The sequence below is a fragment of the Streptomyces sp. KL2 genome, from assembly GCF_046529545.1.
In the GTDB taxonomy this organism is placed as follows: Bacteria; Actinomycetota; Actinomycetes; order Streptomycetales; family Streptomycetaceae; genus Streptomyces; species Streptomyces radiopugnans.
Genome location: NZ_CP127170.1, coordinates 660,559 through 683,711, shown reverse-complemented (window position 1 = coordinate 683,711; position 23,153 = coordinate 660,559). Strand labels below are relative to the sequence as shown.

Sequence of the window (23,153 nt, the reverse complement as noted above, 5' to 3'; positions counted from 1 at the left end):
GGGGGAGCGAGCGTGGGTCTGCACAGATTTGGCACAGACCAAATGGGGAGTCAAGGTCTAGTCCAAAGAAGCGTCGGATAAACCGGTTCGGAAGGCTCATCGTGATCACGGGGTGATCGAAGGGTGACCGAAGTGCCGCACCCCGGCCGGCGGGCGGGGGCGGGAGGGGGTGATGCGGTGCGCACTCCTCTGCGGTTTAATTGCGAGTTGCTTGCAACAACGGCAGCTCGGCAACAAGGGTGTGGACCATGAGACTGAGGGTGATACGGACGGCCGCCGCCATGACGTTCGGCGCGGTGCTGGCCGGAGCGGCGGCATGCTCCGCGCCGTCCGACGGGAAGGGGGGCGCGGGCGGCGGTACGGGCGGCTCCCTGGTCGTGGGCATCGCCCAGGAACCGGACACCCTCAGCCCCCTGCTCGGCTACGGCAAGGACGGCAACTCCAAGATCTTCGACGGCCTGCTGCGGCACGACGCCGACATGGAGCTGGAGCCCGCCCTCGCCGCGGAGCTCCCCGAGATCGGCGACGGCGGCCGGACCTACACCTACACCCTGCGCGAGGGGGTGACCTTCAGCGACGGCACCCCCTTCGACGCCGAGGACGTGGTCTTCACCTACGAGACCATCCTCGACGAGAAGACCAACAACCCCTCCAAGGGCGAGCTGGACGCCCTCGACAGCGTCACAGCGAAGGACGAGGACACCGTCGTCTTCCGCCTCAAGTACCCCTACGCCCCCTTCGCCGAGCGCACCGTGCTGCCCATCGCCTCCAAGGAGGCCGCCGCCGGGCAGGACGTCAACACCGGCCCCTACAACACCGAGCCGGTCGGCACCGGCCCCTACGTCCTCACCGGCTGGAGCCGCGGCGAGAAGCTCACCTTCGAGGCCAACCCCGACTACTGGGGCGGCGCGCCGGAGGTGGAGAAGCTCACCATGGCCGTCATCAAGGACGACGACGTGCGCGCCACCCGGCTGCGCTCCGGCGACCTCGACGCCGCGGTCCTGCCGCCCGCCCTGGCCGACACCTTCGCGGGCGACGACGGCCGGCGCGTGGTCCGGGCGAGGACCGCCGACTTCCGTGCCGTCACCCTGCCCACCGCGGGCCCCGTCACCGGCGACCGGGCCGTCCGCCGCGCCCTGGACACCGCCGTCGACCGCCGGGCGATCGTCGACAGCGTGCTGGGCGGCGCCGGCCGGGCCGCGTACGGTCCCGTACCCACCGACAGCCCCTGGTTCGCCGAGGGCACCGAGCGACGCCACGACCCGCGGAAGGCGAAGGAGATCCTGGAGGACGCCGGCTGGAAGGCAGGCGAGGACGGAGTGCGCCGCAGGGACGGCCGCCGCGCCGCCTTCACCCTCTGGTACCCCTCCGGCGACCGGCTCCGCCAGGAGCACGCCCTCGCCTACGCCTCCGACGCCAAGGAGATCGGCATCGACATCACCGTCGAGTCCGGCACCTGGGAGGTCATCGAGCCGCGCATGAAGGACGACGCCGTGCTCTCCGGCGGCGGCAGTCCGGCCGATCCCGACTTCGACCTCTACCCCCTGCTGCACTCCTCCCTCGCCCTGGACGGCTTCAACAACATGGCCGCCTACGACAACCCCGACGTCGACCGCGCCCTGGAGGAGGGGCGCCGCACGAACGACCGCGCCGCCCGCGCCGAGGCGTACGCCACCGTCCAGCGCGAACTGGCCGAGAACCCCGGCTACACGTTCCTCACCCACATCGACCACGTGTACGTGATGGACGACGCCTGGCAGGGCGTCACCACCCAGGTCGAACCCCACGACCACGGCCTGGGCGCGGGCCCCTGGTGGAACGTCGAGGACTGGCGGCCCAAGAAGTGAAGACGGCACTGCGCGCGGGGCCGTCCTGGGCCCCGCTGGCGCGGCTGGCGGGACGGCGGGCGCTGGCCGCCGTCCCCGTCCTGGCCGCGGTGACCCTCGGCGTCTTCGCGCTCGCCGCCGCGTCCCCCTTCGACCCGGTGCGCCAGTACGCCGGGAGCGCCGGGCTGCGCGCCTCCCAGGACACCCTCGACCAGCTGCGCGAGAACCTCGCCCTGGACGGCCTGTTCACCGAGCAGTGGTGGCGCTGGCTCACCTCGGCCGCGACCGGCGACCTGGGGCAGTCGGTCTCGATGCGCCAGCCGGTCGCCCAGGTGGTCGGCGAACGCCTGGGCTGGTCCGTGCTGCTGTGCGCGCTCGCGTTCGTCCTCGCGCTGGCGCTGGGCACCGTGCTCGGCGTCGCCGCCGCGCGCCGCCGGGGCGGATGGCTCGACCGCTGCGTGACCGGCGGCTCCTACGTCCTCCAGGCCGCCCCGCCGTTCTGGCTCGGACTGCTGGCCGTCTGGTTCTTCGCACTCCAGCTCGGTGTGCTGCCCGCCGGAGGACTCACCGACAGCGGCGAGGACACCGTCACCGCCGGCTCGCTGGCGCGCCATCTGACACTGCCGGTGGCCGTGCTCGCCCTCTCCCAGATGCCGTGGTTCGCCCTGTACGTACGGCAGGGAGTGGCCGACGCGCTCCACGAGGACCCGGTGCGCGGCGCCCGCGCCCGCGGTCTGCGCGAGCGGACGGTACTGCTGGGCCACGCCCTGCGCTCGGGGCTGCTGCCGGTACTCACCCTCGTCGGCACCCGCATACCCGAACTGATCACCGGCGCCCTGCTGGTGGAGACCGTCTTCAGCTGGCCCGGCATCGCCTCGGCCACCGTCCGCGCCGCCACCGCCACCGACTTCCCGCTCCTGGCCGCCGTGACCGTTCTGGCCACCGCCGCCGTACTCGCCGGAAACCTGCTGGCCGACCTGCTCTACGTGCTGGCCGACCCCCGGATCGACCCGGAGGAGATGTGACCGCCCCCGCCCCGGCTTTCGCCGAATCCCCCGGCAAGGCTCCCGTCCCCGCCGCTCCGAGGCGCGGCGCCGGGCGTTCGCCGGGCGCCCGCGCCTGGCGCGCCCGTGCCTCGGCCGCCCTCACCGCCGCCACCGTACTGGCCGCGCTGCTGGTGCCGGTGGCCTTCCCCCTGGACCAGCAGGCCGTCGACCTCGCGGCCAAGCTCCAACCCCCTTCCTGGGAGCACCCGTTCGGCACCGACGAGCTGGGCCGCGACCTGCTGCTGCGCTGTGTCCACGGACTGCGCGTATCGCTGCTGGTCGGCGTGGTCGCGGCCCTGGTGGCCACGGTCGTCGGCATCGCCGTCGGCGGCCTGGCCGGAGCGCTGGGCGGTCGCACCGACCGGCTGGTGATGCGGGTCGTGGACGTCTTCGCCTCCGTGCCCCACCTGCTCCTGGGCATCTTCATCGTGGCGATGTTCCGGCCCGGCGTCTGGCCGGTCATCGCCTCCGTCGGCCTCACCCACTGGCTCTCCACCGCCCGCATCGTCCGCGCCGAGACCCACTCCCTGCGCAACCGCCCGTACGTGGACGCCGCGATCTCGGGCGGCGCCTCGCGGTGGCGGGTGGCCGTACGCCACCTGCTGCCCGGCGTCCTGCCGCAGGCCGGGCTGGCGGCGGTGCTGATGGTCCCGCACGCCATCTGGCACGAGTCCGCCCTGTCCTTCCTGGGCCTGGGCATCCCCGCCCACCAGGCCAGTCTCGGCACCATGACCGAGGCCGCGCGCGGCTCGCTGCTCGCCGGCGCCTGGTGGCCCACCCTCTGGCCGGGCCTGTTCATCGTCGTCCCCACCCTCGCCATCGCCGGGCTCGCCGGCGCCTGGCGCGAGCGGATCAACCCGCGCGTCCGATCGGAGCTGGCGCTGTGACGGCACGACTGTCCGTACGGGAGCTGTCCGTGCGCTTCCCGCTGCGCGGCGGGCGCACCGTCGCCGCCGTGACGGAGGTCTCCTTCGACCTCGCTGCGGGGGAATGCCTGGCCCTGGTGGGGGAGAGCGGCTGCGGCAAGTCGGTGCTGGCCTCCGCGCTGCTAGGGCTGCTGCCCGGCAACGCGCGCGTGCGCGGCGAGGCCCTGCTGGACGACCTGGACCTGCTCACCGCCGGGGAGGCGGTGCTGGCCCGCCGTGTGAGGGGCCGCCGCATCGCCCTCGTGCCGCAGAGCCCCGCCTCGCACCTCACCCCGGTGCGTACCGTCCGCTCCCAGACGGAGGAGACGGTGCGGGAGCTGACCGGCGTACGCGGGCCCAGGCTGCGCGGTGAGACCGAGCGGGCCGCCGAGCGCGCCGCGTTCCCCGCCGACCACCTCGACCGGTACCCCCACCAGCTCTCCGGCGGCCTCGCCCAGCGCGCCGCCACCGCCCTCGCCCTCGTCGGCGGAGCCCCGCTGCTGGTGGCCGACGAACCCACCACCGGCCTGGACCGCGACCTGGTGGACCGCACCGTGGACGAACTGCGCCGCCAGGTGGACGCCGGCCACGGACTGCTGGTCATCACCCACGACCTGGCCGCCGCCGAGCGCATCGCCGACCGGATCGCGGTGATGTACGCCGGACGCATCGTCGAACTCACCGACGCAGCAGGCTTCTTCGGCACACCCGGACCCCGGCACCCGTACGCCCGCGGGCTGCTGGAGGCCCTGCCCGAGCGGTCCTTCACCCCCATCCCCGGCATGCCGCCCGAACTGGACGCCCTGCCCGGCGGCTGCGCCTTCGCCCCGCGCTGCGGCCGCGCCACCGGCGCCTGCGCGACCGTGCCCGTCCTGGCCGGCGCACGCGCCGGGGCGGTGGCCTGCCACCACGCGCACTCACCCGCACCGGAGACCGCCGATGCCTGAACCGACGTCCGGACCGGTCCTCGAACTGAGCGGCGTCACCGCCGGATACGACCGCCGCGCACCCGTACTGCGCGAGGTGTCCCTGACCGTGGGCGACGGCGAGGCCGTTGGACTGCTCGGCCCCAGCGGCTGCGGCAAGTCCACCCTCGCCCGGGTCGCCGCCCTGCTGCACCGGCCGCAGTCGGGCACCGTACGACTGGCCGGACGGCCGGCGCACGGCTTCCGCCACCGCGCCCCGCGCGAGCTGCGCACGACCGTCGGCGTCGTCTTCCAGCAGCCCCGCCTCGCCGCCGATCCCCGCCTGACCCTCGCAGACCTGATCGCCGAACCCCTGCGCGCCACCGGGCGCCGGGCCGAGATCCGCGTAAGGCTGCCCGCACTGGCCGCCTCCGTCGGCCTCGGCGGCGATCTGCTCGCCCGCCGCCCCCACGAGGTCAGCGACGGCCAGCTCCAGCGAGCCTGCCTGGCCCGCGCGCTCGTCCTCCGCCCCCATCTGCTGGTCTGCGACGAGATGACCGCGATGCTCGACGCCTCCACCACCGCCGCCCTCGTCGCCGCCGTGGAGGAGTACCGCCGCGAACACGGCACGGCGCTGCTCGCGGTCGGCCACGACCGGGTGCTGCTGGAGCGCTGGTGCGACAGGACGGTGGAGTTCGAGACCCTCCTGCCGCGGTGACGCACCGCGGGCAAGGCCGCCCACCGCGGGCAAGGCCGCCCGCCGCGGGCAAGGCCGCCCGCCGCGGGCAAGGCCGCCCGCCGCGGGCAAGGCCGCCCGCCGGGGGCGCGGCTGTGCGCCGCGGCGGGGTCACCCCCGGACCAGGCCGACCGCCAGCGCGAGCATCACGACGCCGATCACCAGGTCCACAACCCGCCAGGTGCGCGGGCTGTCGAGCACGCCCGACAGGGCCCGGGCGCCGTAGCCGAGGGCGGAGAACCACACCACGCTGCCCGTCACCGCTCCGGCGGCGAACACCCACCGGGCGTCGGGGCCCTGCTGGTTGGCGAGGCTGCCCAGCAGCACCACGGTGTCGAGGTAGACGTGGGGGTTCAGGAAGGTCAGGGCCAGGGTGGTGGTGACCACCGACCTCCGCGACCGGGCGGCCCCGGCTTTCAGGGAGGCGGGCCTCACAGCGGAGACGAAGGAGCGCACCGCCCACCACGCCAGGTAGGCGGCTCCCGCCCACCGCAGTACTTCCAGGGCTTCGGGGAAGCGGGACACCAGCGCCCCGATCCCGGCGGTGCCGCCGAGGATCAGCACCACATCGCCGGCCGTGCACAGCAGCACCACCGCCCCCACGTGCTCCCGGCGGACGCCCTGCCGCAGCACGAACGCGTTCTGCGCGCCGATGGCGATGATCAAAGCCAGGCCGGCCGCCAGCCCGGCACCCCATATAGGCCACATGGCCCTGACGGTAGCCAGCCCTCCATTTTCAGACAAATGAAGGGAATGATGGATGCATTAGATTTGCTTCATGAACTTCGAGCACCTTCGCGCCCTGGCCGCGATCATCGACGAGGGAACCTTCGAGGCCGCCGCGGACCTGCTCAAGATCAGCCCCTCGGCCGTCAGCCAGCGCATCAAGGCCCTGGAGAACTCCGTGGGGCAGGTGGTGGTGCGCCGGGGCGTGCCCTGCGCCCCCACCGAGGCCGGGGCGGTGCTGCTGCGCATGGCCCGCCAGGTGCAGGTCCTGGAGGCGGAGACCCGGCACGCGCTGGGCAACGGGGTCTCCTCCCGGACGGTGACACCGGTGGCCGTCAACGCCGACTCCCTGATCACCTGGTTCGTGCCCGTCCTCCACGACGCCGCCGGCTGGACGGACACCACGCTGGACCTGCACGTGGAGGACCAGGACCACAGCAGCCGGCTCCTGCGCCAGGGGGACGTCATCGCGGCCGTCACCGCCGATCCCGCACCGGTCAACGGGTGCCGGGTCGAGCGGCTGGGCTTCATGCGCTACGTGCCCGTGGCAGCCCCCGCGCTGCACCGGCGCTTCACCACCGGAGCCGGCGTCGACTGGTCGGGCATGCCCATGCTGGAGTTCAACGCCAAGGACGACTTGCAGCGCCAGGTACTCCGCTCCCGAGGCGTCGACCGGCCCCCGCCCACGCACACCATCCCGTCCTCCGAAGGGTTCCTCGCGGCCCTGAGAGCCGGCCTGGGGTGGGGCATGATCCCGGAGATCCAGCTGGGGACGGAACTCACCGACGGGACGCTGGTCCTGCTCGAGGAGCACGCCCATCGCGACGTCGCCCTCCACTGGCAGACCTGGTCGCTGGAGTCCGAACGGCTGAACCGCATCACCGCGTCCGTCCGCGCGGCCAGCCGACGGCGGTTGCGCACCACCGGGCGGGACGGGCGGGCGACCGCGCCGAAGAGGCCGTGACCGGCGGCACACCCGGCGTCGCACCGGGAAGGGCGTGGCGGAGGCCGGACGACTGCCCCGGTGCGGTGGGACACCCCCTCCGGGCCGTCGGCCCGGCCGGCGGCCCGGACCCCGGCTCAGGACACGGTCGTGACCACGGTGATCGTCGTGGCCACCGCGACCGCGGTCTGCACGTCGCGGATCGCCCGGCGGACGCTGTCGCCCGCCCAGTTGCCCCCGGCGATCCCGGCCATACGCGGCTCGACCCGCTTGCGGGGCAGACCGGGGAACGCCTGCCGGTGCAGCCCCGCCGCGTGCAGCACGGACACCAGGCCGGCGGTGCGTTCGTCGGGGTCCGCGCCGCCGACGACCACGGACTCCAGCCGCTCGCGCACCTCCCGCTCCACCGAACCGTCCGCCTCCGGATAGCGCCGCACGGGGAAGAGGCCCAGGACGCGGATCCGCTCCTCGGTGACCAGACCGCGCCCGCACAGGCTCTCCACCGCCGCCCGGACGGACTTCGCCTGGTCCTTGGCCAGCCAGTCGGACGCCTTCTTCCGGCTCCCGCCCCCGGTCCAGTCGGTGATCCGCTCCAGGCGCCCGTCGAGCAGGGGGACGCCGGTCGGGGTGCGGTCGGCGACCTCCAGCCGTCCGTCGCGGACGGCCACCCGTCCCGCCAGGACCAGGTCCAGCAGGATGCCGCCCGCGACGCCCCAGCCCGTGGAGGACCAGTCCTTCGTCGCACCGGACTCGTCGTCCAGCGACAGCAGCATGATCTCCTCGCCCAGCGTGACACCCACCGGCGGCCCCCGTTCCCTGTTCCCCGCTCGCGTCGCATGCCGCTGTCGTTCGCCTCTTCAACGCAGGACGCCCAAGCGCCCGGGTGGGGTTGCCCGGCAGGGCGCGGGAATCCCGTACGGCCGCGGTTGTTGGAAGGTGCATGGTCAACGACGCGCTGCGCACCGTCCGGCTGTCGGTCCTGGACCGGTCCCTGACCAGGGAGGGGGAGGGCGCGGGCGAGGCGCTGCGCGCCACCGTGCGCTTCGCCCGGGAGATCGAGGCGCTGGGCTACCACCGCTTCTGGGTGGCCGAGCACCACGGGGTCCCCGGAGTGGCCGGGTCCGCGCCGACCGTGCTCGCGGCGGCCGTCGCCTCGGCCACCACCGGCATCCGGGTCGGGACGGGCGGGGTGATGCTGCCCAACCACCGGCCGCTGGTGGTCGCCGAGCAGTTCGGGGTGCTGGAGTCGCTCTTCCCGGGGCGGATCGACATGGGTCTGGGCCGCTCGGTCGGCTTCACCGGCGCGGTGCGGCGGGCGCTGGGAGCGGAGAAGGAGGCCGCCGACCGGTTCGGCGACGACCTGGACGAGCTGCTGGGCTGGTTCACCGGCGACGGCGCGCAAGAGGTGCGGGCCGTACCGTCCCAGGGGCTGAGGGTGCCGGTGTTCGTGCTGGCCACGGGCTCGGGGGCGCGGGCGGCGGCCGAGCGGGGGCTGCCGCTGGTGATCGCCCCGGCGCGCGGCGAGGAGCGGATGCTGCGCGCGATCGACGGCTACCGCGCGGCCTTCCGGCCCTCCGCCGCGGCCCCGGAGCCGTACCGCAGGCCGTACGTGGTGGTCTCGGTGAGTGCGGCGGCGGGCGCCACCGCCGCCGAGGCGGAGGCGATGCACGCGCCGGAGGCGTGGGCGACGGTCGTCTCCCGCACCCGGGGCGTCTTCCCGCCGCTGGAGCCGGCGGAGAAGGTGCTGGGGAGGGGGATGAGCGAGCGCGAGCGCGCCCTGTTCGCCGAAGCCCGCGACTCGCGGATCGGCGGGACCGGGGAGGAGGCGGCCGAAGCGCTCGCCGGGCTGGCCCGGCGCAGCGGCGCCGACGAACTGCTGCTCACTCTCGGCACCCACCACCACGGGCGGCGCCTGGACTCCTACCGCCGGCTGGCCCGGTCGGCGGGCCTGACGGGCCCCGCGGGCCGGTGACGGGGGGCGCGGAGTCCGTCAGGCCCGCGCCCCGGGAAAGGCGGGGGCGGCACGCCGGCGCTACGTCCGCACGATGCCGCGTGCCACCCCCAGGTCCACCAGGTCCTGCGGGCGCAGCCGCAGGTCGCCGGCCGTCGCGCGGACGTGCTCCGGGCCGCGCTTGAGGATGGCCGCGGCCGACTCCGGAGCGATGACGGAGAAGTAGCAGTCCGGGGTGACCCAGGTGTTCTCCGGCGCCGCCAGTGCCAGGGCGCCGCCCGAGCCGCCCTCGCCGACCACCAGGGTCGTCACCGGGACCCGTGCCTCGGCCACCGCCGCGAAGAGGTCCGCGATGGCCGCGCCCGCGCCGGAGCGCTCCGCCGCCTCGTCGTTGGCCGCACCCGGGGTGTCCACCAGGGTGAGCACCGGGATGCCCAGCCGGTCGGCCAGCCGGATCAGCCGGGTGGCGGTGCGGAAGCCCGCGGGCAGGGTCGCCGTGCCGCACTGGGCGGCGTAGGCGATCGTACGGCCGCCCCTGCGCCCGAAACCGCAGCGCATCCCCGGGTCGGCGCCGCCGCAGCGGTCGCCGGATATCTCCTCGCGGGTCTCGAAGTAGGCGTCCAGATAGGCGTCGGCGCGCGGCCGGCGCGGGGAGCGGGCCCGCTCCACCGCCTCCCAGCCCGTCTCCGGCAGGCCCGGCGTGCCGCCCGCGCCGCCCAGGGCGCGCGGCGGCTCGGCGGGGGTGCGGTCGGTGCCGGGGGCGCTGCCGGGGGAGCGGAGCAGGGACAGCCAGCGGCCCAGGGTGCCGGGCAGCTCGTCCGGCGCCACGATCCGGTCGACCTGCCCGGCCGCCAGCTTCTCCTCGGCGCCGTACGCGGCCGGGTCGGCGTCCGGCGGGCGCACCCGGGAGCCGGCGAAGGCGACCTGGGCCCCCGGCAGGGCCAGCACCACGTCGGAGCCCGCACCCAGCGTCGCCCAGCCGCCGCCGGTCGTCGGGTCCCGCACGACGGCGATCTGCGGCAGGCCCGCCGCCCGGGTCAGCGCCGACTGCCGTGCCACGCGCTGGAGTTGGACCAGGGCCCGCATGCCCTCCTGCATACGGCTGCCCCCGGTCGCAGTCAGGGACACCACCGGCAGCCGTGCCCGGCGGGCGTGCCGGTGGGCGGCCTCGATCCGGTCGCCGGTGCGCTGCCCGAGCGAGCCGCCGAGGAAGGCGAACTCGAAGGCGATCAGGACCGCGGGAACGCCGCCGACCGTGCCGGTGCCGCACACCACCGACTCGTGCTCGCCGGTGCGCTCGTACGCGCGGGCACGCGCCAGTCCGTAGCCCTCCCAGGCGATCGGCCCGTCGCCGTAGGCCGCGTCACCGTAGGCCGCGTCGCCGTCCACGCCGCCTGTCCCGCCCTCGGCGCCGCCTGTCCCGGGCAGCTCCGCGAAGCCGTCGGCCACCGCGTCGATCACCGCACGGGCCGGCAGCCGCCCGCCCGGCCCCTCGGGCCCCCCTCCGGGCGGCCGCTCAGCCACGGCCCAGCTCCCGCTTCATGACCTTGCCCATGTCGTTGCGGGGCAGGGTGTCGGTGAACCGCACGGCCCGGGGCCGCTTGTGCGGGGTGAGCCGCCGTGCCACATGGTCGATCAGCTCCTGTTCGGCCGGCGGCCGCCCACCGGCCGGCACCACCCACGCCACGATCCGCTCGCCCAGATCGGGGTCGGGTTCGCCGACGACCGCCGCCTCGGCGACACCGGGATGGCCCAGCAGGCAGTTCTCGATCTCCCCGGCGCCGATCCGGTAACCGCCGCTCTTGATCAGGTCCGTCGCCCTGCGGCCCACGATCCGGTAGAAGCCGTCGGCGTCCCGGGTGGCCATGTCGCCGGTGCGGAACCAGCCGCCCGCGAAGGCCTGCGCCGTGGCGTCCGGCCGGTGCAGGTACTCGGTGAACAGGTTGGGCCCGCGCACCTGGACCTCGCCGACGGTCTCGCCGTCGCCTCCCTCGATGCGCCGACCCTCGTCGTCCACCAGCCGTACGTCCACGCTGGGCAGCGGGACGCCCACGGTGCCGGCGCGGCGTTCCCCGTCCGCCCGCACGCTGGTGATCATCAGCGTCTCGGTCATCCCGTAGCGCTCGACGACGCGCTGCCCGGTCGCGGCCGTGATCCGCTCGTGGTCGTGCAGGGGCAGCGCGGCCGAGCCGGACACCAGCAGCCGGGCCCCGCGCAGGGCCGCGGCCAGCCGGCCGCCGTCCTCGCCGTCGGTCTCCAGTGCCTCGGCCAGCCGGTGGTACATCGTCGGCACCCCGAACACCATGGTGCCGCCCTCCTCCAGCGCCGCCGCGACGGCCTCGGGCGAGAACCGGCCCAGATGGCGCAGCGTGCCGCCGCGCCGCAGCGGGCCCAGCACGCCCAGGACCAGCCCGTGCACATGGAACAGCGGCAGCGCGTGCACCAGGACGTCGTCACCGGTCCACTGCCAGACGTCGGCCAGGTCGTCCAGCGTGCTCGCGATCGCGCGGCGCGGCACCACCACGCCCTTGGGCGGTCCGGTGGTGCCGGAGGTGTAGACGATCAGCGCCGGGCCGTTCTCGTCGGGCGCGGACGTGGTGCCGTCGGGACGGGGGGCCGCCTCCGGCTCCAGCGCGACGTCGGTGCGCGGGAGCGCGTCCAGCGCCGGTGGCAGTTCGTCGCCGGGCGCGGCCAGTACCCGGGTGGGCGTGCTGTCGGTGAGGATGTGGGCCAGCTCCTCCTCGCCGATGCGCGGGTTGACGGGGACGGCGGGGACGGCGGCCAGCAGGGCGGCCAGGACGCCGACGCAGGTGTGCGGCGAGGGGGTGGCCCACACCGCGACCCGGCCGGCGTCGGCGATCTCCAGGGCGAGCGCGTGCGCGGCCCCGGCCAGCCGGCCGTAGTCGATCACCCGGTCGCCGAAGCGCAGCGCGGGCTTGTCCGGCGCCTGGTACAGCCTGGGGAAGAGTGCGGGCACCCGGGGCTCCTCGTCTGGTCACGGCCGTGCGGTCGGTCTCCAGGGTGCCTACCCATCCGGCCGCGCGCAGCCCGGGGTGCCCGGTGTGATCTCGGTCGCCCGCCTCCGTTCCCCGGATGGTCACCCCGCCCGGGCGGCGGGCCGGTCCCGGGCTGTGCGGCGGCCCGGCCGGCCCCGGACGCGGGCGCCCGGGGGCGGTTCAGGCGCGGTGGGCCAGCGGGTCGTCCAGGACCGCGCGGACGACGGAGTGGGCCGCGCCCAGCAGCGGGCCGTCGGGGCCGAGGCGGGAGACCGACACCGGCGGGGGGCCGGCCAGGCGGCGGCCCAGCTCGTGCTCCAGGGAGGGCAGCAGCCAGGGCGCCAGCCGGGCGAGGGCGCCGCCGAGCACCACGGTCTGCGGGTCGAGCAGGTTGACCGCACCGGTCAGGGCGGTACCCAGCGCGCTTCCGGCCTCGGCCAGCGCCCCCAGCACCGCGCGGTCGCCCTCCCCGGCGCGGGTGGCGAGCAGGTCGATGCGGGCGCCGGGGCCGGGGTGCTCCGCGGCGGTGGCGCGCGGGTCGAGTCCGGCGGCCCGCAGGACGGCCTCCTCGCCCGCGTACTGCTCCAGGCAGCCGATGCCGCCGCAGGCGCACGGGCGGCCCTCCGGGCGTACCGGCACATGGCCCAGTTCGCCGGCGAACCCGCGGGTGCCGCGCAGGAGTTCCCCGTCCACCACGATCGCGGCGCCGATGCCGATCTCGGCCGAGACGTGCACGAAGTCGCCGGACGGCGGAGTGTGGCCGCCCAGCCACAGTTCGGCCAGGGCGCCGAGGTTGGCCTCGTTGTCGATGGAGCACACGGCCGTGCCGCTGCCGCTGCCGGTGAGGGCGCCGGTGCCCAGCGCGTTCCCTGCCAGGTGGGGGGCGAGGTCCAGGTCCGTCCAGCCGAGGTTGGGGGCCTGGACGACGGTGGTGGTGCCGCGGGCGACCAGGCCGGGTACGGCCACGGCCAGCCCGGCCGGGCGCAGCCCCAGCCCGCGGGCCTCGTCCGCGACCTCCTCCACCAGGGAGGCCAGCCGGCCCAGCACCGGGCCGGGTTCGCTGTCGCGGTTGGCCGCGTCCATCGCCGTGCGGGCGCGGACCTCGCCGCGCAGGTCGACGGCGCACACGGCGAGGTGGTCGACGCCGATCTCGGCACCGATCCCGCAGGGGCCGCGCTCGCTGAGCGCCAGCGCGGTGCCCGGCCGCCCGACCGCACCGGAGCGGCCCGGCCCCAGCTCCACCAGCAGCCCGGCGCCCAGGAGTTCGTCCACGAGCGTGGAGACGGCGGTACGGGTGAGTCCGATCCGCGCCGCGACGGCGGCCCGTGACCGGGGGCCGCCGTCGGCCACCGCGTGCAGCACGCGCGCCAGGTTCCGCCGCCGCATCTCCTGCTGGGTGTTGGGCGCGGGTGCTGCCATCGGTGGCGTACTCCTCAGGGTTGTGCGGACGGAGCCGCGGACGGTGGTGCCGCGGCACGGGGCTGCGCGGCGGGGCTGTGCCGGGCGGGCTGCGCGACGGCGTCGCCGGTCAGCGCCGCCGCAGCAGCGTATCGGCGTCGCTCAGGGTGGCCGCCAGGCGGGTCAGCGCCTCCTCGTCGCGCTCCACCGCCTCGTACGACGGGCCCTCGGCGGTGGACCAGCGGCGGGCGACCGCCGCCGCGTCCTCGCCCAGCACCAGGGCGGCGGCCTGTGCCGCGGCGCCGAGCGCGACCAGCTCCCGCGCGCGCGGCACGACCACCGGCCGCCCCGACAGGCGCCGCACCGTCTCGCGCCATGCCGTGCCCCTCGCGCCGCCGCCGATCAGCAGGATCGGGGCGTCCGGCTCGGCGTCGTCGTCCAGGACCAGGTCCAGGGCGGCCAGCAGCGCGTAGACCGCGCCGTCGTAGGTGGCCTGGAGGACCTGGCCCGCGGTGGTGTCGTGCCGCAGGCCGGTCAGGGTGCCGGAGGCGTAGGGGAGGTTGGGGGTGCGCTCGCCGTCCAGGAACGGCAGGACGGTCACGCCCCCGCCCGGCTCGACCGCCTCGCGCTCCAGGCCGAACAGGGCCGCGACGCGGTCCACGGCCAGGGTGCAGTTGAGGGTGCAGGCCAGCGGCAGCCAGTCGGTGCGGGCGTCGGCGAAACCGGCGACGGTGCCGGTGGGGTCGGCGGGGCGGCGCGTGGAGACGGCGTAGACGGTGCCGGAGGTGCCCAGGCTCAGCACCGGCCGGCCCGGCCGCAGACCGAGGCCGAGGGCGGCGGCCATGTTGTCGCCGGTGCCGGTGGCCACCAGGGTGCCCTGGGGCAGCGGCAGCCCGTCCTGCGGCCGTACCGTGCCGGCCGCCTCGCCGTGGCCCAGCACGCGGGGCAGCAGCTCGGGGGAGAGGCCGACCCTCCCCAGGACCTCCTCGTCGTAGGCCTGGTCGGCCGTCGACCACCAGCCGGTGCCCGAGGCGTCGCCCCGGTCGGTGGTGCCCTGGCCGGTCAGACGCTCGGTGAGGTAGTCGTGCGGCAGCCGCACGGCCTTCACGGCGGCGGCAGCCTCGGGCTCGTTCTCGCGCAACCACTGCCACTTGGTGACGGTGAAGGAGGCCGCCGGGACGCTGCCGAAGCGCTCGACCCACGCCTCCGGCCCGCCCAGCTCGGCCACCAGGCGGTCGCGCTGCGGGGCCGAGCGCACGTCGTTCCACAGCAGGGCGGGACGGACCGGGCGGCCCTGGCCGTCCAGCGTCACCAGCCCGTGCTGCTGGCCGCCGATCGAGACCGCGGCGGCCCGGTGGACGGCCGGCCCGCACTGCTCCAGCGCCTGCCGCAGCGCCTGCCACCACTGCTCCGGATCGCTCTCGTGGTCGGGCGAGACGGTGTGGGGCGCCTGGCCGCGCGCGACCACCTCGCCGGTGGCGGCGTCGACGACCAGCGCTTTGGTGGACTGCGTCGAGCTGTCCACACCGACAACGAGCGGACCTTCGGGTGCGGCCATGTCGCCTCTTCCTCTCTGGGGCTTCTGGGCGCATACTAATTTGTCAACGGGCCTGACGAAATACCCGAGAGGCATGACATGAGCTACGAGCCGGCACCCGAGCACAAGTTCACCTTCGGTCTGTGGACCGTGGGCTGGCAGGGCCGCGACCCCTTCGGCGACGCCACCCGACCGGCCCTGGACCCGGTCGAGACGGTGCACAAGCTCTCCGAGCTGGGAGCCCACGGCGTCACCTTCCACGACGACGACCTGATCCCCTTCGGCTCCTCCGGCGCCGAGCGCGAGGGCATCGTCAAGCGCTTCCGCCAGGCGCTGGACGCCACCGGCATGAAGGTGCCGATGGCCACCACCAACCTCTTCACCCACCCGGTCTTCAAGGACGGCGCCTTCACCGCCAACGACCGGGACGTGCGCCGCTACGCGCTGCGCAAGACCATCCGCAACATCGACCTGGCCGCCGAACTGGGCGCCACCACCTACGTCGCCTGGGGCGGCCGGGAGGGCGCGGAGTCGGGCGCCGCCAAGGACGTGCGGGTGGCGCTGGACCGCCTCAAGGAGGCCTTCGACGTCTTGGGCGACTACGTCGTCTCCCAGGGCTACGACCTGCGCTTCGCCATCGAGCCCAAGCCCAACGAGCCGCGCGGCGACATCCTGCTGCCGACCGTCGGCCACGCCCTGGCGTTCATCAACGAGCTGGAGCACGCCGACCGCGTCGGCCTCAACCCCGAGGTCGGCCACGAGCAGATGGCCGGGCTGAACTTCCCGCACGGCATCGCCCAGGCGCTGTGGCACGGCAAGCTCTTCCACATCGACCTCAACGGCCAGTCCGGCATCAAGTACGACCAGGACTTCCGCTTCGGCGCCGGCGACCTGCGCCAGGCGTTCTGGCTGGTGGACCTGCTGGAGTCGGCCGGCTACGAGGGCCCGCGGCACTTCGACTTCAAGCCGCCGCGGACGGAGGACTTCGACGGCGTGTGGGCGTCGGCGGCCGGCTGCATGCGCAACTACCTGATCCTCAAGGAGAAGGCAGCCGCCTTCCGCGCCGACCCCGAGGTCCAGGAGGCGCTGAGCGCCTCGCGCCTGGACGAGCTGGCACGGCCGACCCTGAACGAGGGCGAGACCGCCGCCGACCTGCTGGCCGACACCGCCGCCTTCGAGGAGTTCGACGTGGAGGCCGCGGCCGGACGCGGGATGGCCTTCGAGCGGCTGGACCAGCTGGCGCTGGAGCACCTGCTGGGCGTCCGCGGCTGAAACGGCAGGCAGCCGGCGAGGCCCCCTGCGGGGGTGCGGGTGGCGGCCCGCGCCTCCGCACGCCCGCTGCCGCGAGGGGCACGGCCGGCGGTGTCAGCCGTCCTTGCGGCGGCGGCGCCACCGGCGCCCCTTGCGGCGGCCCCTGCTCCAGAACCACCCCGCCGGGGGCTCGTCCGCCCGCCACGGCTGCGGCTCGGGCGGGTTGTCCCGCCAGCGGGCCCGCAGCATGCGCGTACGCGCGGCGGGCTCGCTCACATCGGCGCCGCGTATGAAGTCCTCGTCGAGCACGACGTCGTCCCAGGGGTCTCTCCCGGCGCCGTCGCCCTCTCCCCGTCGTGCGTCTCCAGTGCCCACAACGCACCTCCTGGTGATGGAGAACGGACGACGGCTCCCGGAAAGTTCCCGCCTCCGTGGCGGGCCGGCCCGCCACGGAGGCGGGTTCAGGCCGGGGACAGCCGGTAGACCCGCCCGGCCGCCGTCTCGAACTCCACGACCCCGTCCTCCGGCCGTACGCTCTCCACCGGCCGCCCGTCGCACGAGACCGCGACCTCGCCGGCCGTGCGCACCCGCGCCCGGCGCCCGGCGCGGGAGAGCAGCTCCGCTCCGGCCAGCGCGCCGCCGCGCCAGGTGAGGGCCGCCTCGAAACCGCCGCGCGCCAGCAGCCCCCGCACCGAGCCCTCGGGCAGTGCGGGCGGCAGGGCCGGCAGCAGGTGGATCTCACCGGCGTGGCTCTGCACCAGCCACTCGCAGATCCCCGCGGTGGCGCCGAAGTTGCCGTCGATCTGGAAGGGCGGGTGCAGATCGAAGAGGTTCGGGGCGGTGCGCTCGGGGGTGAGCTGGTCGGTCAGCAGTTTGTGGGAGCGCGCGCCGTCCTCCAGCCGCGCCCAGAAGTTGATCTTCCAGCCGAGCGACCAGCCCGTGCCCGCGTCGCCCCGCAGCTCCAGCGTGGTGCGCGCCGCCTCGAACAGCTCGGGGGTGCCGCGCCGGGTGATCCGGCCGCCCGGGTGCAGCCCGTACAGGTGCGAGACGTGCCGGTGGCCGCGCTCGGGCGCGATCGCGTCCCAGTCCTCGCGCCACTCCTGAAGCTGCCCCAGCTCCCCGATCCGCATCGGGGCCAGCCGCTCGCGCGCCGCCCGCGCCTCCTTCGCCAGCTCCTCGTCCACGCCCAGCAGTTCGGCGCTCGCGGCGGTGGCCTCGAACAGGTCGCCCAGGATCTGGTTGTCCATGGCCGGGCCCGCGCACAACGAGCCGCCGGGGCCGGGATGGTGGGCGTTCTCGGGGGAGATCGACGGACAGGTGACCAGCTCCCCCGTCTCCGGGTCCTCGACCAGGCAGTCGAGGAAGAAACGCGCCGCGCCGGCCAGGACCGGGTAGCGCTCCCTCAGTTTCGCCTCGTCGCCGGTGAAGCGGTGGTGCTCCCAGATCGACAGTGCCAGCCAGGCGCCGCCGGTGGGCCACATCCCCCAGAACGCCCCGTCCACCGGCGCGGTGCCGCGCCACAGGTCGGTGTTGTGGTGGGCGACCCAGCCGCGCGCCCCGTAGCACGCCCGGGCGGTGCGCGCCCCGGCGACCGCCAGATCGTCCAGCAGGCCGAACAGCGGTTCCCAGCACTCCAGGAGGTTGGCGGGGGCGGCCGGCCAGTAGTTCATCTCGGTGTTGATGTTGATGGTGTACTTGCCGCCCCACGGCGGGTCGGTCAGGTCGTTCCACAGCCCCTGGAGGTTCGCGGGCTGGGTGCCGGGGCGGGAGCAGGCGATGAGCAGATAGCGGCCGTAGGCGAAGTACAGCGCCACCAGATGCGGGTCCTCACCGTCCGCGAAGCGTGCCACCCGCTCGTCGGTCGGCAGCGCGGCGGCGGGCGTGACCGGCAGTTCCAGCCGTACGCGGTCGAACAGCGCGGCGTGGTCGCGGACGTGGCGGGCGCGCAGCTCGGCGTAGGGCCGGGCGGCGGCCGCCTCCACCGGTGCGGCGGCGCGGGCGGCCGCCGCGCCGGGATCTTCCTCCACGCCGCGCCAGTCGCGGTGGTTGGTGGCGGCCGAGACCAGCAGGGTGACGGCGTTCGCCTCCTCGACGTGCAGCTCCCCGCCCACCGAGCGCACGGCGCCTCCCTCGGCTACCGCCCGGACCAGGCAGCGGAAACGCAGCAGGCCCGCGATGCCCTGGGCGTCGTCGCCGGAGCCGTCCAGGGCGACGGTGTGCGGGGCGGGGGAGGAGGAGGCGGAGCGCAGCGGGCTGTCGAGGCGTGCGGTGAAGGAGATCGCGCCGGGGGCGTCGGCGGTCAGCCGGACCACGATCACCTGGTCCGGCGCGCTCGCGAACACCTCGCGGCGGTGGCGCACTCCGCCGCGCGCGTACTCCACCGAGGCGACGGCGGTGGCGAGGTCGAGTTCGCGCCGGTAACCGGTGGTCTCGCCGTCCCCGGGGAAGGACAGGCGCAGGTCACCGACGGTCTGGTACTGGAGCTGCTTGACGGGGACGCCCATCAGATCGGAATCCACCAGGGCCTGGGCCTCGTCCCACCGCCCCTCGAACACCAGCCGGCGGACCTCGGGGAGGGAGGCGAGGGCCCGGGGGTTGTCGTAGTCGTGCGGGCCGCCGGCCCACAGGGTGTCCTCGTTGAGCTGGAGCCGCTCGCCGTCCGTACCGCCGAACACCATGGCTCCCAGGCGGCCGTTGCCCACCGGCAGGGCCTGGAGCCATTCGGCGGCGGGGCGGGGGTACCACAGGCGCGGCGGCTCGCCGGGGGCCGGACTGCCGGGGCGGGCGGGGCGGTGGTCCGTGCTCACTTGGGGCTCCAGAACGGGGAGGCGGGACGGGCGCGGCCTGGCAAGCGCTTACCGTACACCGGTGGCCCTGGTGGGGGAGCGCCGTGTTCGAGACGGGACCGCCCGGCCTCCCCCGCCAAGGCCGGGCGGTCCCGCGTCACGGGGCGGAGGAGCCGAAGCCCAGTTCCGCCCAGACCATGTGGCCCCTGCCGCCGGCGCCCGGCCGTATCCCCCAGGCCTCCGCCAGGGCGCTGACCAGCAGCAGCCCGCGTCCGTTCTCCCCCTCGCCGCGGGGGTCCGCCGCGGGGGCCTGCGCCGCGCCCCCGGCGTACCGGGCGTGGCCGGACCCCTGATCGGTGACCGCCAGCCGGAGCCGTACACCCGTGACGCGCAGTTCGCAGTCGACCCTCTCGCTGTCGGTGTGCCGCACGGCGTTGGTGAAGAGCTCGGAGACGACCAGCTGCGCGTCGTCGCGGATCACCGTTCCGATGTCCCACTCCGTCAGCCGGGCGAGGACCCTTCTGCGGGCCTCGGCCACGGAGGCGCCGATGGCCGGGAGACGGAACGCGTCCCGCAGGGGCCTGTCGACGGACCCTCCGGTGCGCTCCAGCGGGCGAACATCGGAAAAGTAAGCCACGTCCTCAGTGTGAGGGGTGTGGACAACATCTGGCAAGGATCAATCTGTTGTTTGCAGAAACGTACATGCCATCCTGTCGGGGTGATCAGACGGCATGACAAACTGCCGCTGCCGGCAGGACGGTTGGAGTGCGGAGGGGTGCTGTGGCTGACACCAGGGCGGGCGGCGCCCCCACGGTCCTGCGGGTGGTGCTCGGCAGACGGCTGGGCGACCTGCGGCGGCGGGCGGGGCTGACCTACGAGCGGGCCGCCGAGGCGCTCGACGTCACGCACGCCACGATCCGCCGGATGGAGCGGGCCGAGGTCGGCCTGAAGATCCCCTACGTCGAGAAGCTGCTGCGCACCTACGGCGTCACCGAGCAGTCGGAGATCGACAGCTTCCTCTCCCTCGCCCGCGAGGCCAACCGGCCCGGCTGGTGGCACCGTTACCGCGACGTGCTGCCCGACTGGTTCAGCGCCTTCGTCAGCCTGGAGAGCGAGTCCCACGTCATCCGCGCCTACGAGCCGCACTACGTGCCCGGGCTCCTCCAGACCGAGGAGTACGCCCGCGCCGTGCTGCGCGCGGGCATGCCGCACGCCCGCGAGGAGGAGATCGAGCGCGGCATCGCCCTGCGGCTGGAACGCCAGCGGCTGCTCGCACGCGACGAACCGCCCCTGCTGTGGGTGGTGATGGACGAGACCGTGCTGCGCAGGCCCATCGGCGGGGCCGAGGTCATGCGCGGGCAGATCTCCCGCCTGATCGAGGCGTGTTCGATGCCGACGGTGCGCCTGCAGGTCATGCCCTTCGCCGCCGGGCCGCACCCGGCCATGTACGGGCCCTTCCACATCTTCCGGTTCCCCATTCCGGAACTGCCCGACGTCGCCTACAGCGAGAGCCTGGTGGGCGCCGTCTACTTCGACCAGCGCGATGACGTCTCGGCGTTCCAGGAGGCGCTGGACCGGATGTGCGCACAGGCGGCGCCGGTGCGACGGACCGAGGCCGTCCTGGACGGCCTGCGCAAGGAGCTGTGAACCACCCCATGAGGAAACGCGTCTACAACGGCATGCCCGCCCGGCAGTTGGGGAGTGAGGGTTGGTACAAGCCGTGGAGCGGCGGCAACGGCGGGAGCTGTGTGGAGGCCATGCGGCTGGCGGACGGGAGGGTGGCGCTGCGCCAGTCCACCGACCCCGACGGACCCGCTCTGATATACGCCCACCACGCGATGGCGAGGTTCATCCAGGGTGTCAAGGCAGGGGAGGCCGACTTCCTGCTCGTCCAGGAGCCCGCGCGTTCCGCACATCCCGTATCCCCCGCGCAGAGCCCGTGTTGAGGATCGACGAGACCACGACGAGGACGGCGACGGCATGACCGACCAGCCCCATCGGATCCACCAGGCGCACGAGGGCTTCACGCCCGAGCAGATCGACACCAGCAGGCCGCACCCGGCCCGTATGTACGACTACTACCTGGGCGGAAGCGACAACTACGAGGTGGACCGCGAGGCCGCCGAACGCCTGATGAGGGTGGCCCCGGACGTACGGGTGAGCGCCCGGGCCAACCGGGACTTCCTCGGCCGCGCGGTGCGGACGGTGGTGGGGGAGCTGGGCATCCGTCAGATCATCGACGTCGGCACCGGCATCCCCACCTCGCCCAACACCCATGAACTGGCCCGGGCCGCGGCCCCCGACACCCGCGTGGTGTACGTCGACAACGACCCCATCGTCTCCGTCCACGCCGACGCCAAGCTCACCGGCGCGGGCAACGCGGAGTTCGTCCTGGCCGACGCCCGCAAGCCCGAGGCCGTCATCGAGCATCCGGCCGTCCGGGAACTGATCGACTTCGGCCGGCCGGTGGCCCTGCTCCTCGTCGCCGTCCTGCACTTCGTCAAGGACGAGGAGGATCCCGCCGGACTCGTGGCCGCGCTCGGCGGCGCGCTGCCCCCGGGAAGCTGTCTCGTCCTCACCCACGGCACCCCGGACTTCCACGAGGAGCAGCGGGTGGAGGAGGGCACCGGCGTCTACCGGAACGCCACCGCCCAGGTCAGCCTGCGCGGCCACGCCGAGATCCTGTCGTTCTTCGACGGCTGGGACCTCATCGACCCCGGGCTGGTGCAGCTCCCGCTGTGGCGGCCGGACGGGCCGGTGCCCGAGCCCGGCGAACTGCGCCGCGTCGCGCTCTACGGCGGGGTCGGCCTCAAGCGCTGAAACGGCGAGGCCCCGGCCGGTGGGGGCCGGGGCCTCGCGAGCTCCGCCTCCTGGAGGGACATTCCTCCCCTTCCCGACGAGAACGCTCACCTCGTGCGTGCCCCGAGGGGCCCGGCCCGGCCGGGAGTGAGCCGATGGGCTCAAGAGGACCGCCCGGCCGAACAGTTGACCATTTGTCGGGAGACGGGCCGTTACCTGGGGCGATGCAAGCCGGTTGTTCAGCTGAACGTCGAATCATTTTTGGCATGGACACTTCCTGAAAGCGTTCCGCACTGCTACTACGTAGTAGGCACATCTCTTCCCCCCCACCCCTCCACACCCAGGAGGCTCCATGAAGTTGTCCCGTCTCGGGTCCGTGGCGGTCACCCTCGCCGCCCTCGTCGGACTCGGAATCGGCGGCGCGGGCGTGGCATCCGCCCAGGAAGCCGCGGCCACCTCCTACGTCGCGCTCGGCGACTCCTACTCCTCCGGAGTCGGAGCCGGCAGCTACGACAGCTCCAGCGGATCCTGCAAGCGCAGCACCAAGGCGTACCCGGTGCTGTGGAAGAACGCGAACGCACCCGCCTCCTTCCACTTCACCGCCTGCTCCGGCGCCAAGACCACCGACGTCATCAACAACCAGCTCGGCCCCCTGACATCGGGCACCACCCTCGTGAGCATTTCCGTCGGCGGCAACGACGCCGGCTTCGCCGACGCCATGACCACCTGTGTCCTGCAGGGCGAGAGCGCGTGCATCGCACGCATCAACGAGGCCCGCGCCTACATCTCCAACACCCTTCCGAGCAGGCTCGACGCGGTGTACAACGCCATCCGCGGCAAGGCGCCCAACGCCCGGGTCGTCGTCCTCAACTACCCCCGCTTCTACAAGCTCAGCGGCAGCTGTGTGGTGGGCCTCAGCGAGCGGTCGCGCGCGGCCATCAACGACGCCGCCGACCACCTGAGCGACACCATCGCCAAGCGCGTCGCCAACCACGGCTTCGCCTTCGGCGACGTCCGCGGCAGGTTCACCGGTCACGAGATCTGCTCCGGCGACTCATGGCTGCACAGCGTCGACTGGCTCAACATCACCAACTCGTACCACCCCAAGGCGGCCGGCCAGTCCGGGGGCTACTACCCCGTGATGGAGAGCCTGGCCTGACGCACCTCTGACACACCTCTGACACAGCCCTGACGCGGCCCGGCCGGACCCCGGTACGGCCGGGGCGGGGAGGCGGCGGCGGCGGCCCGCGGCTTCCGCGGGCCGCCGCCGGCCTCGTTCTCCGCTCTCTCCGGCGCGGGTCTCTCCCGGCGGGGGTCTCTCCGGCGGGGCCTCTCCGGCACGGTGGGA

At 74.6% G+C, this 23,153-nt stretch carries 21 protein-coding genes; 12 read left to right on the top strand and 9 right to left on the bottom strand.

Features of this window, described 5'->3' with window-relative positions; translation table 11 throughout:
* Window positions 1-248 precede the first annotated feature (248 nt).
* Genes QPK52_RS03100 through QPK52_RS03080 form a run of 5 tightly spaced genes read left to right on the top strand, consistent with a single transcriptional unit; the run spans window position 249 to window position 5,400 of the window.
* The gene (locus QPK52_RS03100) at window positions 249-1,847 is read left to right on the top strand and encodes an ABC transporter substrate-binding protein (protein WP_410535433.1); all 1,599 of its coding nucleotides are present in this window, start codon (window positions 249-251) and stop codon (window positions 1,845-1,847) included.
* The gene (locus QPK52_RS03095) at window positions 1,844-2,851 is read left to right on the top strand and encodes an ABC transporter permease (RefSeq protein WP_410535431.1); all 1,008 of its coding nucleotides are present in this window, start codon (window positions 1,844-1,846) and stop codon (window positions 2,849-2,851) included. Before QPK52_RS03100 ends, QPK52_RS03095 begins: the two co-directional genes overlap by 4 nt.
* Window positions 2,848-3,759 (top strand): ABC transporter permease, encoded by a 912-nt coding sequence (locus tag QPK52_RS03090; protein WP_410535429.1) that lies wholly within the window; start codon window positions 2,848-2,850, stop codon window positions 3,757-3,759. The genes QPK52_RS03095 and QPK52_RS03090 overlap by 4 nt, the downstream gene beginning before the upstream one ends.
* Window positions 3,756-4,724, top strand: coding sequence for an ABC transporter ATP-binding protein (locus QPK52_RS03085; RefSeq protein WP_410535427.1), 969 nt, complete (start codon window positions 3,756-3,758; stop codon window positions 4,722-4,724). The genes QPK52_RS03090 and QPK52_RS03085 overlap by 4 nt, the downstream gene beginning before the upstream one ends.
* Window positions 4,717-5,400 (top strand): ABC transporter ATP-binding protein, encoded by a 684-nt coding sequence (locus tag QPK52_RS03080; protein WP_410535426.1) that lies wholly within the window; start codon window positions 4,717-4,719, stop codon window positions 5,398-5,400. Before QPK52_RS03085 ends, QPK52_RS03080 begins: the two co-directional genes overlap by 8 nt.
* Window positions 5,401-5,529: 129 nt before the next feature.
* On the opposite strand, the gene QPK52_RS03075 is transcribed toward QPK52_RS03080, so the two are convergent.
* The gene (locus QPK52_RS03075; protein ID WP_410535424.1) at window positions 5,530-6,126 is read right to left on the bottom strand and encodes a LysE/ArgO family amino acid transporter; all 597 of its coding nucleotides are present in this window, start codon (window positions 6,124-6,126) and stop codon (window positions 5,530-5,532) included.
* 70 nt (window positions 6,127-6,196) lie between these two features.
* Between QPK52_RS03075 and QPK52_RS03070 the strand changes: the two genes are divergently transcribed.
* Complete coding sequence (locus tag QPK52_RS03070; protein WP_410535422.1) at window positions 6,197-7,108, top strand: LysR family transcriptional regulator ArgP; 912 nt, start codon at window positions 6,197-6,199, stop codon at window positions 7,106-7,108.
* A 116-nt stretch (window positions 7,109-7,224) separates the two neighbouring features.
* Here the strand turns inward: QPK52_RS03070 and QPK52_RS03065 are convergent, their stop codons facing one another.
* Entirely contained in the window at window positions 7,225-7,887 is a 663-nt protein-coding gene (locus tag QPK52_RS03065; protein ID WP_410535421.1) for a GOLPH3/VPS74 family protein, read from the bottom strand.
* A 140-nt stretch (window positions 7,888-8,027) separates the two neighbouring features.
* Between QPK52_RS03065 and QPK52_RS03060 the strand changes: the two genes are divergently transcribed.
* A complete protein-coding gene (locus QPK52_RS03060) occupies window positions 8,028-9,059 on the top strand; it encodes an MsnO8 family LLM class oxidoreductase (protein ID WP_410535419.1) in 1,032 nt (343 codons plus the stop codon).
* A 60-nt stretch (window positions 9,060-9,119) separates the two neighbouring features.
* Here QPK52_RS03060 and QPK52_RS03055 read toward each other — a convergent pair whose 3' ends face one another.
* The 4 genes from QPK52_RS03055 to xylB form a co-directional block, all read right to left on the bottom strand.
* Window positions 9,120-10,562, bottom strand: a complete 1,443-nt coding sequence (locus QPK52_RS03055) for a carboxyl transferase domain-containing protein (protein ID WP_410535417.1) — start codon at window positions 10,560-10,562, stop codon at window positions 9,120-9,122.
* Window positions 10,555-12,015, bottom strand: coding sequence for an acyl-CoA synthetase (locus QPK52_RS03050; RefSeq protein WP_410535415.1), 1,461 nt, complete (start codon window positions 12,013-12,015; stop codon window positions 10,555-10,557). The genes QPK52_RS03055 and QPK52_RS03050 overlap by 8 nt, the downstream gene beginning before the upstream one ends.
* 199 nt (window positions 12,016-12,214) lie before the next feature.
* Window positions 12,215-13,453 carry an ROK family protein gene (locus QPK52_RS03045; protein ID WP_410535414.1) on the bottom strand — a complete coding sequence of 413 codons (1,239 nt, stop codon included), beginning with the start codon at window positions 13,451-13,453 and terminating at the stop codon, window positions 12,215-12,217.
* 109 nt (window positions 13,454-13,562) lie between these two features.
* A complete protein-coding gene (gene xylB / locus QPK52_RS03040; RefSeq protein ID WP_410535413.1) occupies window positions 13,563-14,990 on the bottom strand; it encodes a xylulokinase in 1,428 nt (475 codons plus the stop codon).
* Window positions 14,991-15,068: 78 nt separating this feature from the next.
* Between xylB and xylA the strand changes: the two genes are divergently transcribed.
* Entirely contained in the window at window positions 15,069-16,241 is a 1,173-nt protein-coding gene (gene xylA / locus QPK52_RS03035) for a xylose isomerase (protein WP_410535412.1), read from the top strand.
* A gap of 93 nt (window positions 16,242-16,334) precedes the next feature.
* Here xylA and QPK52_RS03030 read toward each other — a convergent pair whose 3' ends face one another.
* The 3 genes from QPK52_RS03030 to QPK52_RS03020 form a co-directional block, all read right to left on the bottom strand.
* Window positions 16,335-16,595 carry a hypothetical protein gene (locus QPK52_RS03030; protein WP_410535410.1) on the bottom strand — a complete coding sequence of 87 codons (261 nt, stop codon included), beginning with the start codon at window positions 16,593-16,595 and terminating at the stop codon, window positions 16,335-16,337.
* An 86-nt stretch (window positions 16,596-16,681) separates the two neighbouring features.
* Window positions 16,682-19,027, bottom strand: a complete 2,346-nt coding sequence (locus QPK52_RS03025) for a glycosyl hydrolase family 95 catalytic domain-containing protein (RefSeq protein WP_410535409.1) — start codon at window positions 19,025-19,027, stop codon at window positions 16,682-16,684.
* Window positions 19,028-19,163: 136 nt separating this feature from the next.
* Window positions 19,164-19,643 carry an ATP-binding protein gene (locus QPK52_RS03020; RefSeq protein ID WP_410535407.1) on the bottom strand — a complete coding sequence of 160 codons (480 nt, stop codon included), beginning with the start codon at window positions 19,641-19,643 and terminating at the stop codon, window positions 19,164-19,166.
* A gap of 143 nt (window positions 19,644-19,786) precedes the next feature.
* Between QPK52_RS03020 and QPK52_RS03015 the strand changes: the two genes are divergently transcribed.
* From QPK52_RS03015 to QPK52_RS03000, 4 genes are all read left to right on the top strand, one after another.
* The gene (locus QPK52_RS03015; RefSeq protein ID WP_093663166.1) at window positions 19,787-20,653 is read left to right on the top strand and encodes a helix-turn-helix transcriptional regulator; all 867 of its coding nucleotides are present in this window, start codon (window positions 19,787-19,789) and stop codon (window positions 20,651-20,653) included.
* Between the two features lie 8 nt (window positions 20,654-20,661).
* Window positions 20,662-20,952, top strand: a complete 291-nt coding sequence (locus QPK52_RS03010; RefSeq protein ID WP_410535405.1) for a DUF397 domain-containing protein — start codon at window positions 20,662-20,664, stop codon at window positions 20,950-20,952.
* 34 nt (window positions 20,953-20,986) lie between these two features.
* Window positions 20,987-21,826 (top strand): SAM-dependent methyltransferase, encoded by an 840-nt coding sequence (locus QPK52_RS03005; protein WP_410535404.1) that lies wholly within the window; start codon window positions 20,987-20,989, stop codon window positions 21,824-21,826.
* Between the two features lie 331 nt (window positions 21,827-22,157).
* Window positions 22,158-22,964, top strand: a complete 807-nt coding sequence (locus QPK52_RS03000; protein WP_410535403.1) for an SGNH/GDSL hydrolase family protein — start codon at window positions 22,158-22,160, stop codon at window positions 22,962-22,964.
* Window positions 22,965-23,153: the final 189 nt, after the last annotated feature.

Excerpts from the sequence above, each read along its gene's own strand:
- QPK52_RS03100 (WP_410535433.1), top strand. The coding sequence starts at position 249 with ATGAGACTGAGGGTGATACGGACGGCCGCCGCCATGACGTTCGGCGCG.
- QPK52_RS03080 (WP_410535426.1), top strand. The coding sequence starts at position 4,717 with ATGCCTGAACCGACGTCCGGACCGGTCCTCGAACTGAGCGGCGTCACC.
- QPK52_RS03075 (WP_410535424.1), bottom strand. The coding sequence starts at position 6,126 with ATGTGGCCTATATGGGGTGCCGGGCTGGCGGCCGGCCTGGCTTTGATC.
- QPK52_RS03070 (WP_410535422.1), top strand. The coding sequence starts at position 6,197 with ATGAACTTCGAGCACCTTCGCGCCCTGGCCGCGATCATCGACGAGGGA.
- QPK52_RS03060 (WP_410535419.1), top strand. The coding sequence starts at position 8,028 with ATGGTCAACGACGCGCTGCGCACCGTCCGGCTGTCGGTCCTGGACCGG.
- QPK52_RS03045 (WP_410535414.1), bottom strand. The coding sequence starts at position 13,453 with ATGGCAGCACCCGCGCCCAACACCCAGCAGGAGATGCGGCGGCGGAAC.
- xylB (WP_410535413.1), bottom strand. The coding sequence starts at position 14,990 with ATGGCCGCACCCGAAGGTCCGCTCGTTGTCGGTGTGGACAGCTCGACG.
- xylA (WP_410535412.1), top strand. The coding sequence starts at position 15,069 with ATGAGCTACGAGCCGGCACCCGAGCACAAGTTCACCTTCGGTCTGTGG.
- QPK52_RS03010 (WP_410535405.1), top strand. The coding sequence starts at position 20,662 with ATGAGGAAACGCGTCTACAACGGCATGCCCGCCCGGCAGTTGGGGAGT.
- QPK52_RS03005 (WP_410535404.1), top strand. The coding sequence starts at position 20,987 with ATGACCGACCAGCCCCATCGGATCCACCAGGCGCACGAGGGCTTCACG.
- QPK52_RS03000 (WP_410535403.1), top strand. The coding sequence starts at position 22,158 with ATGAAGTTGTCCCGTCTCGGGTCCGTGGCGGTCACCCTCGCCGCCCTC.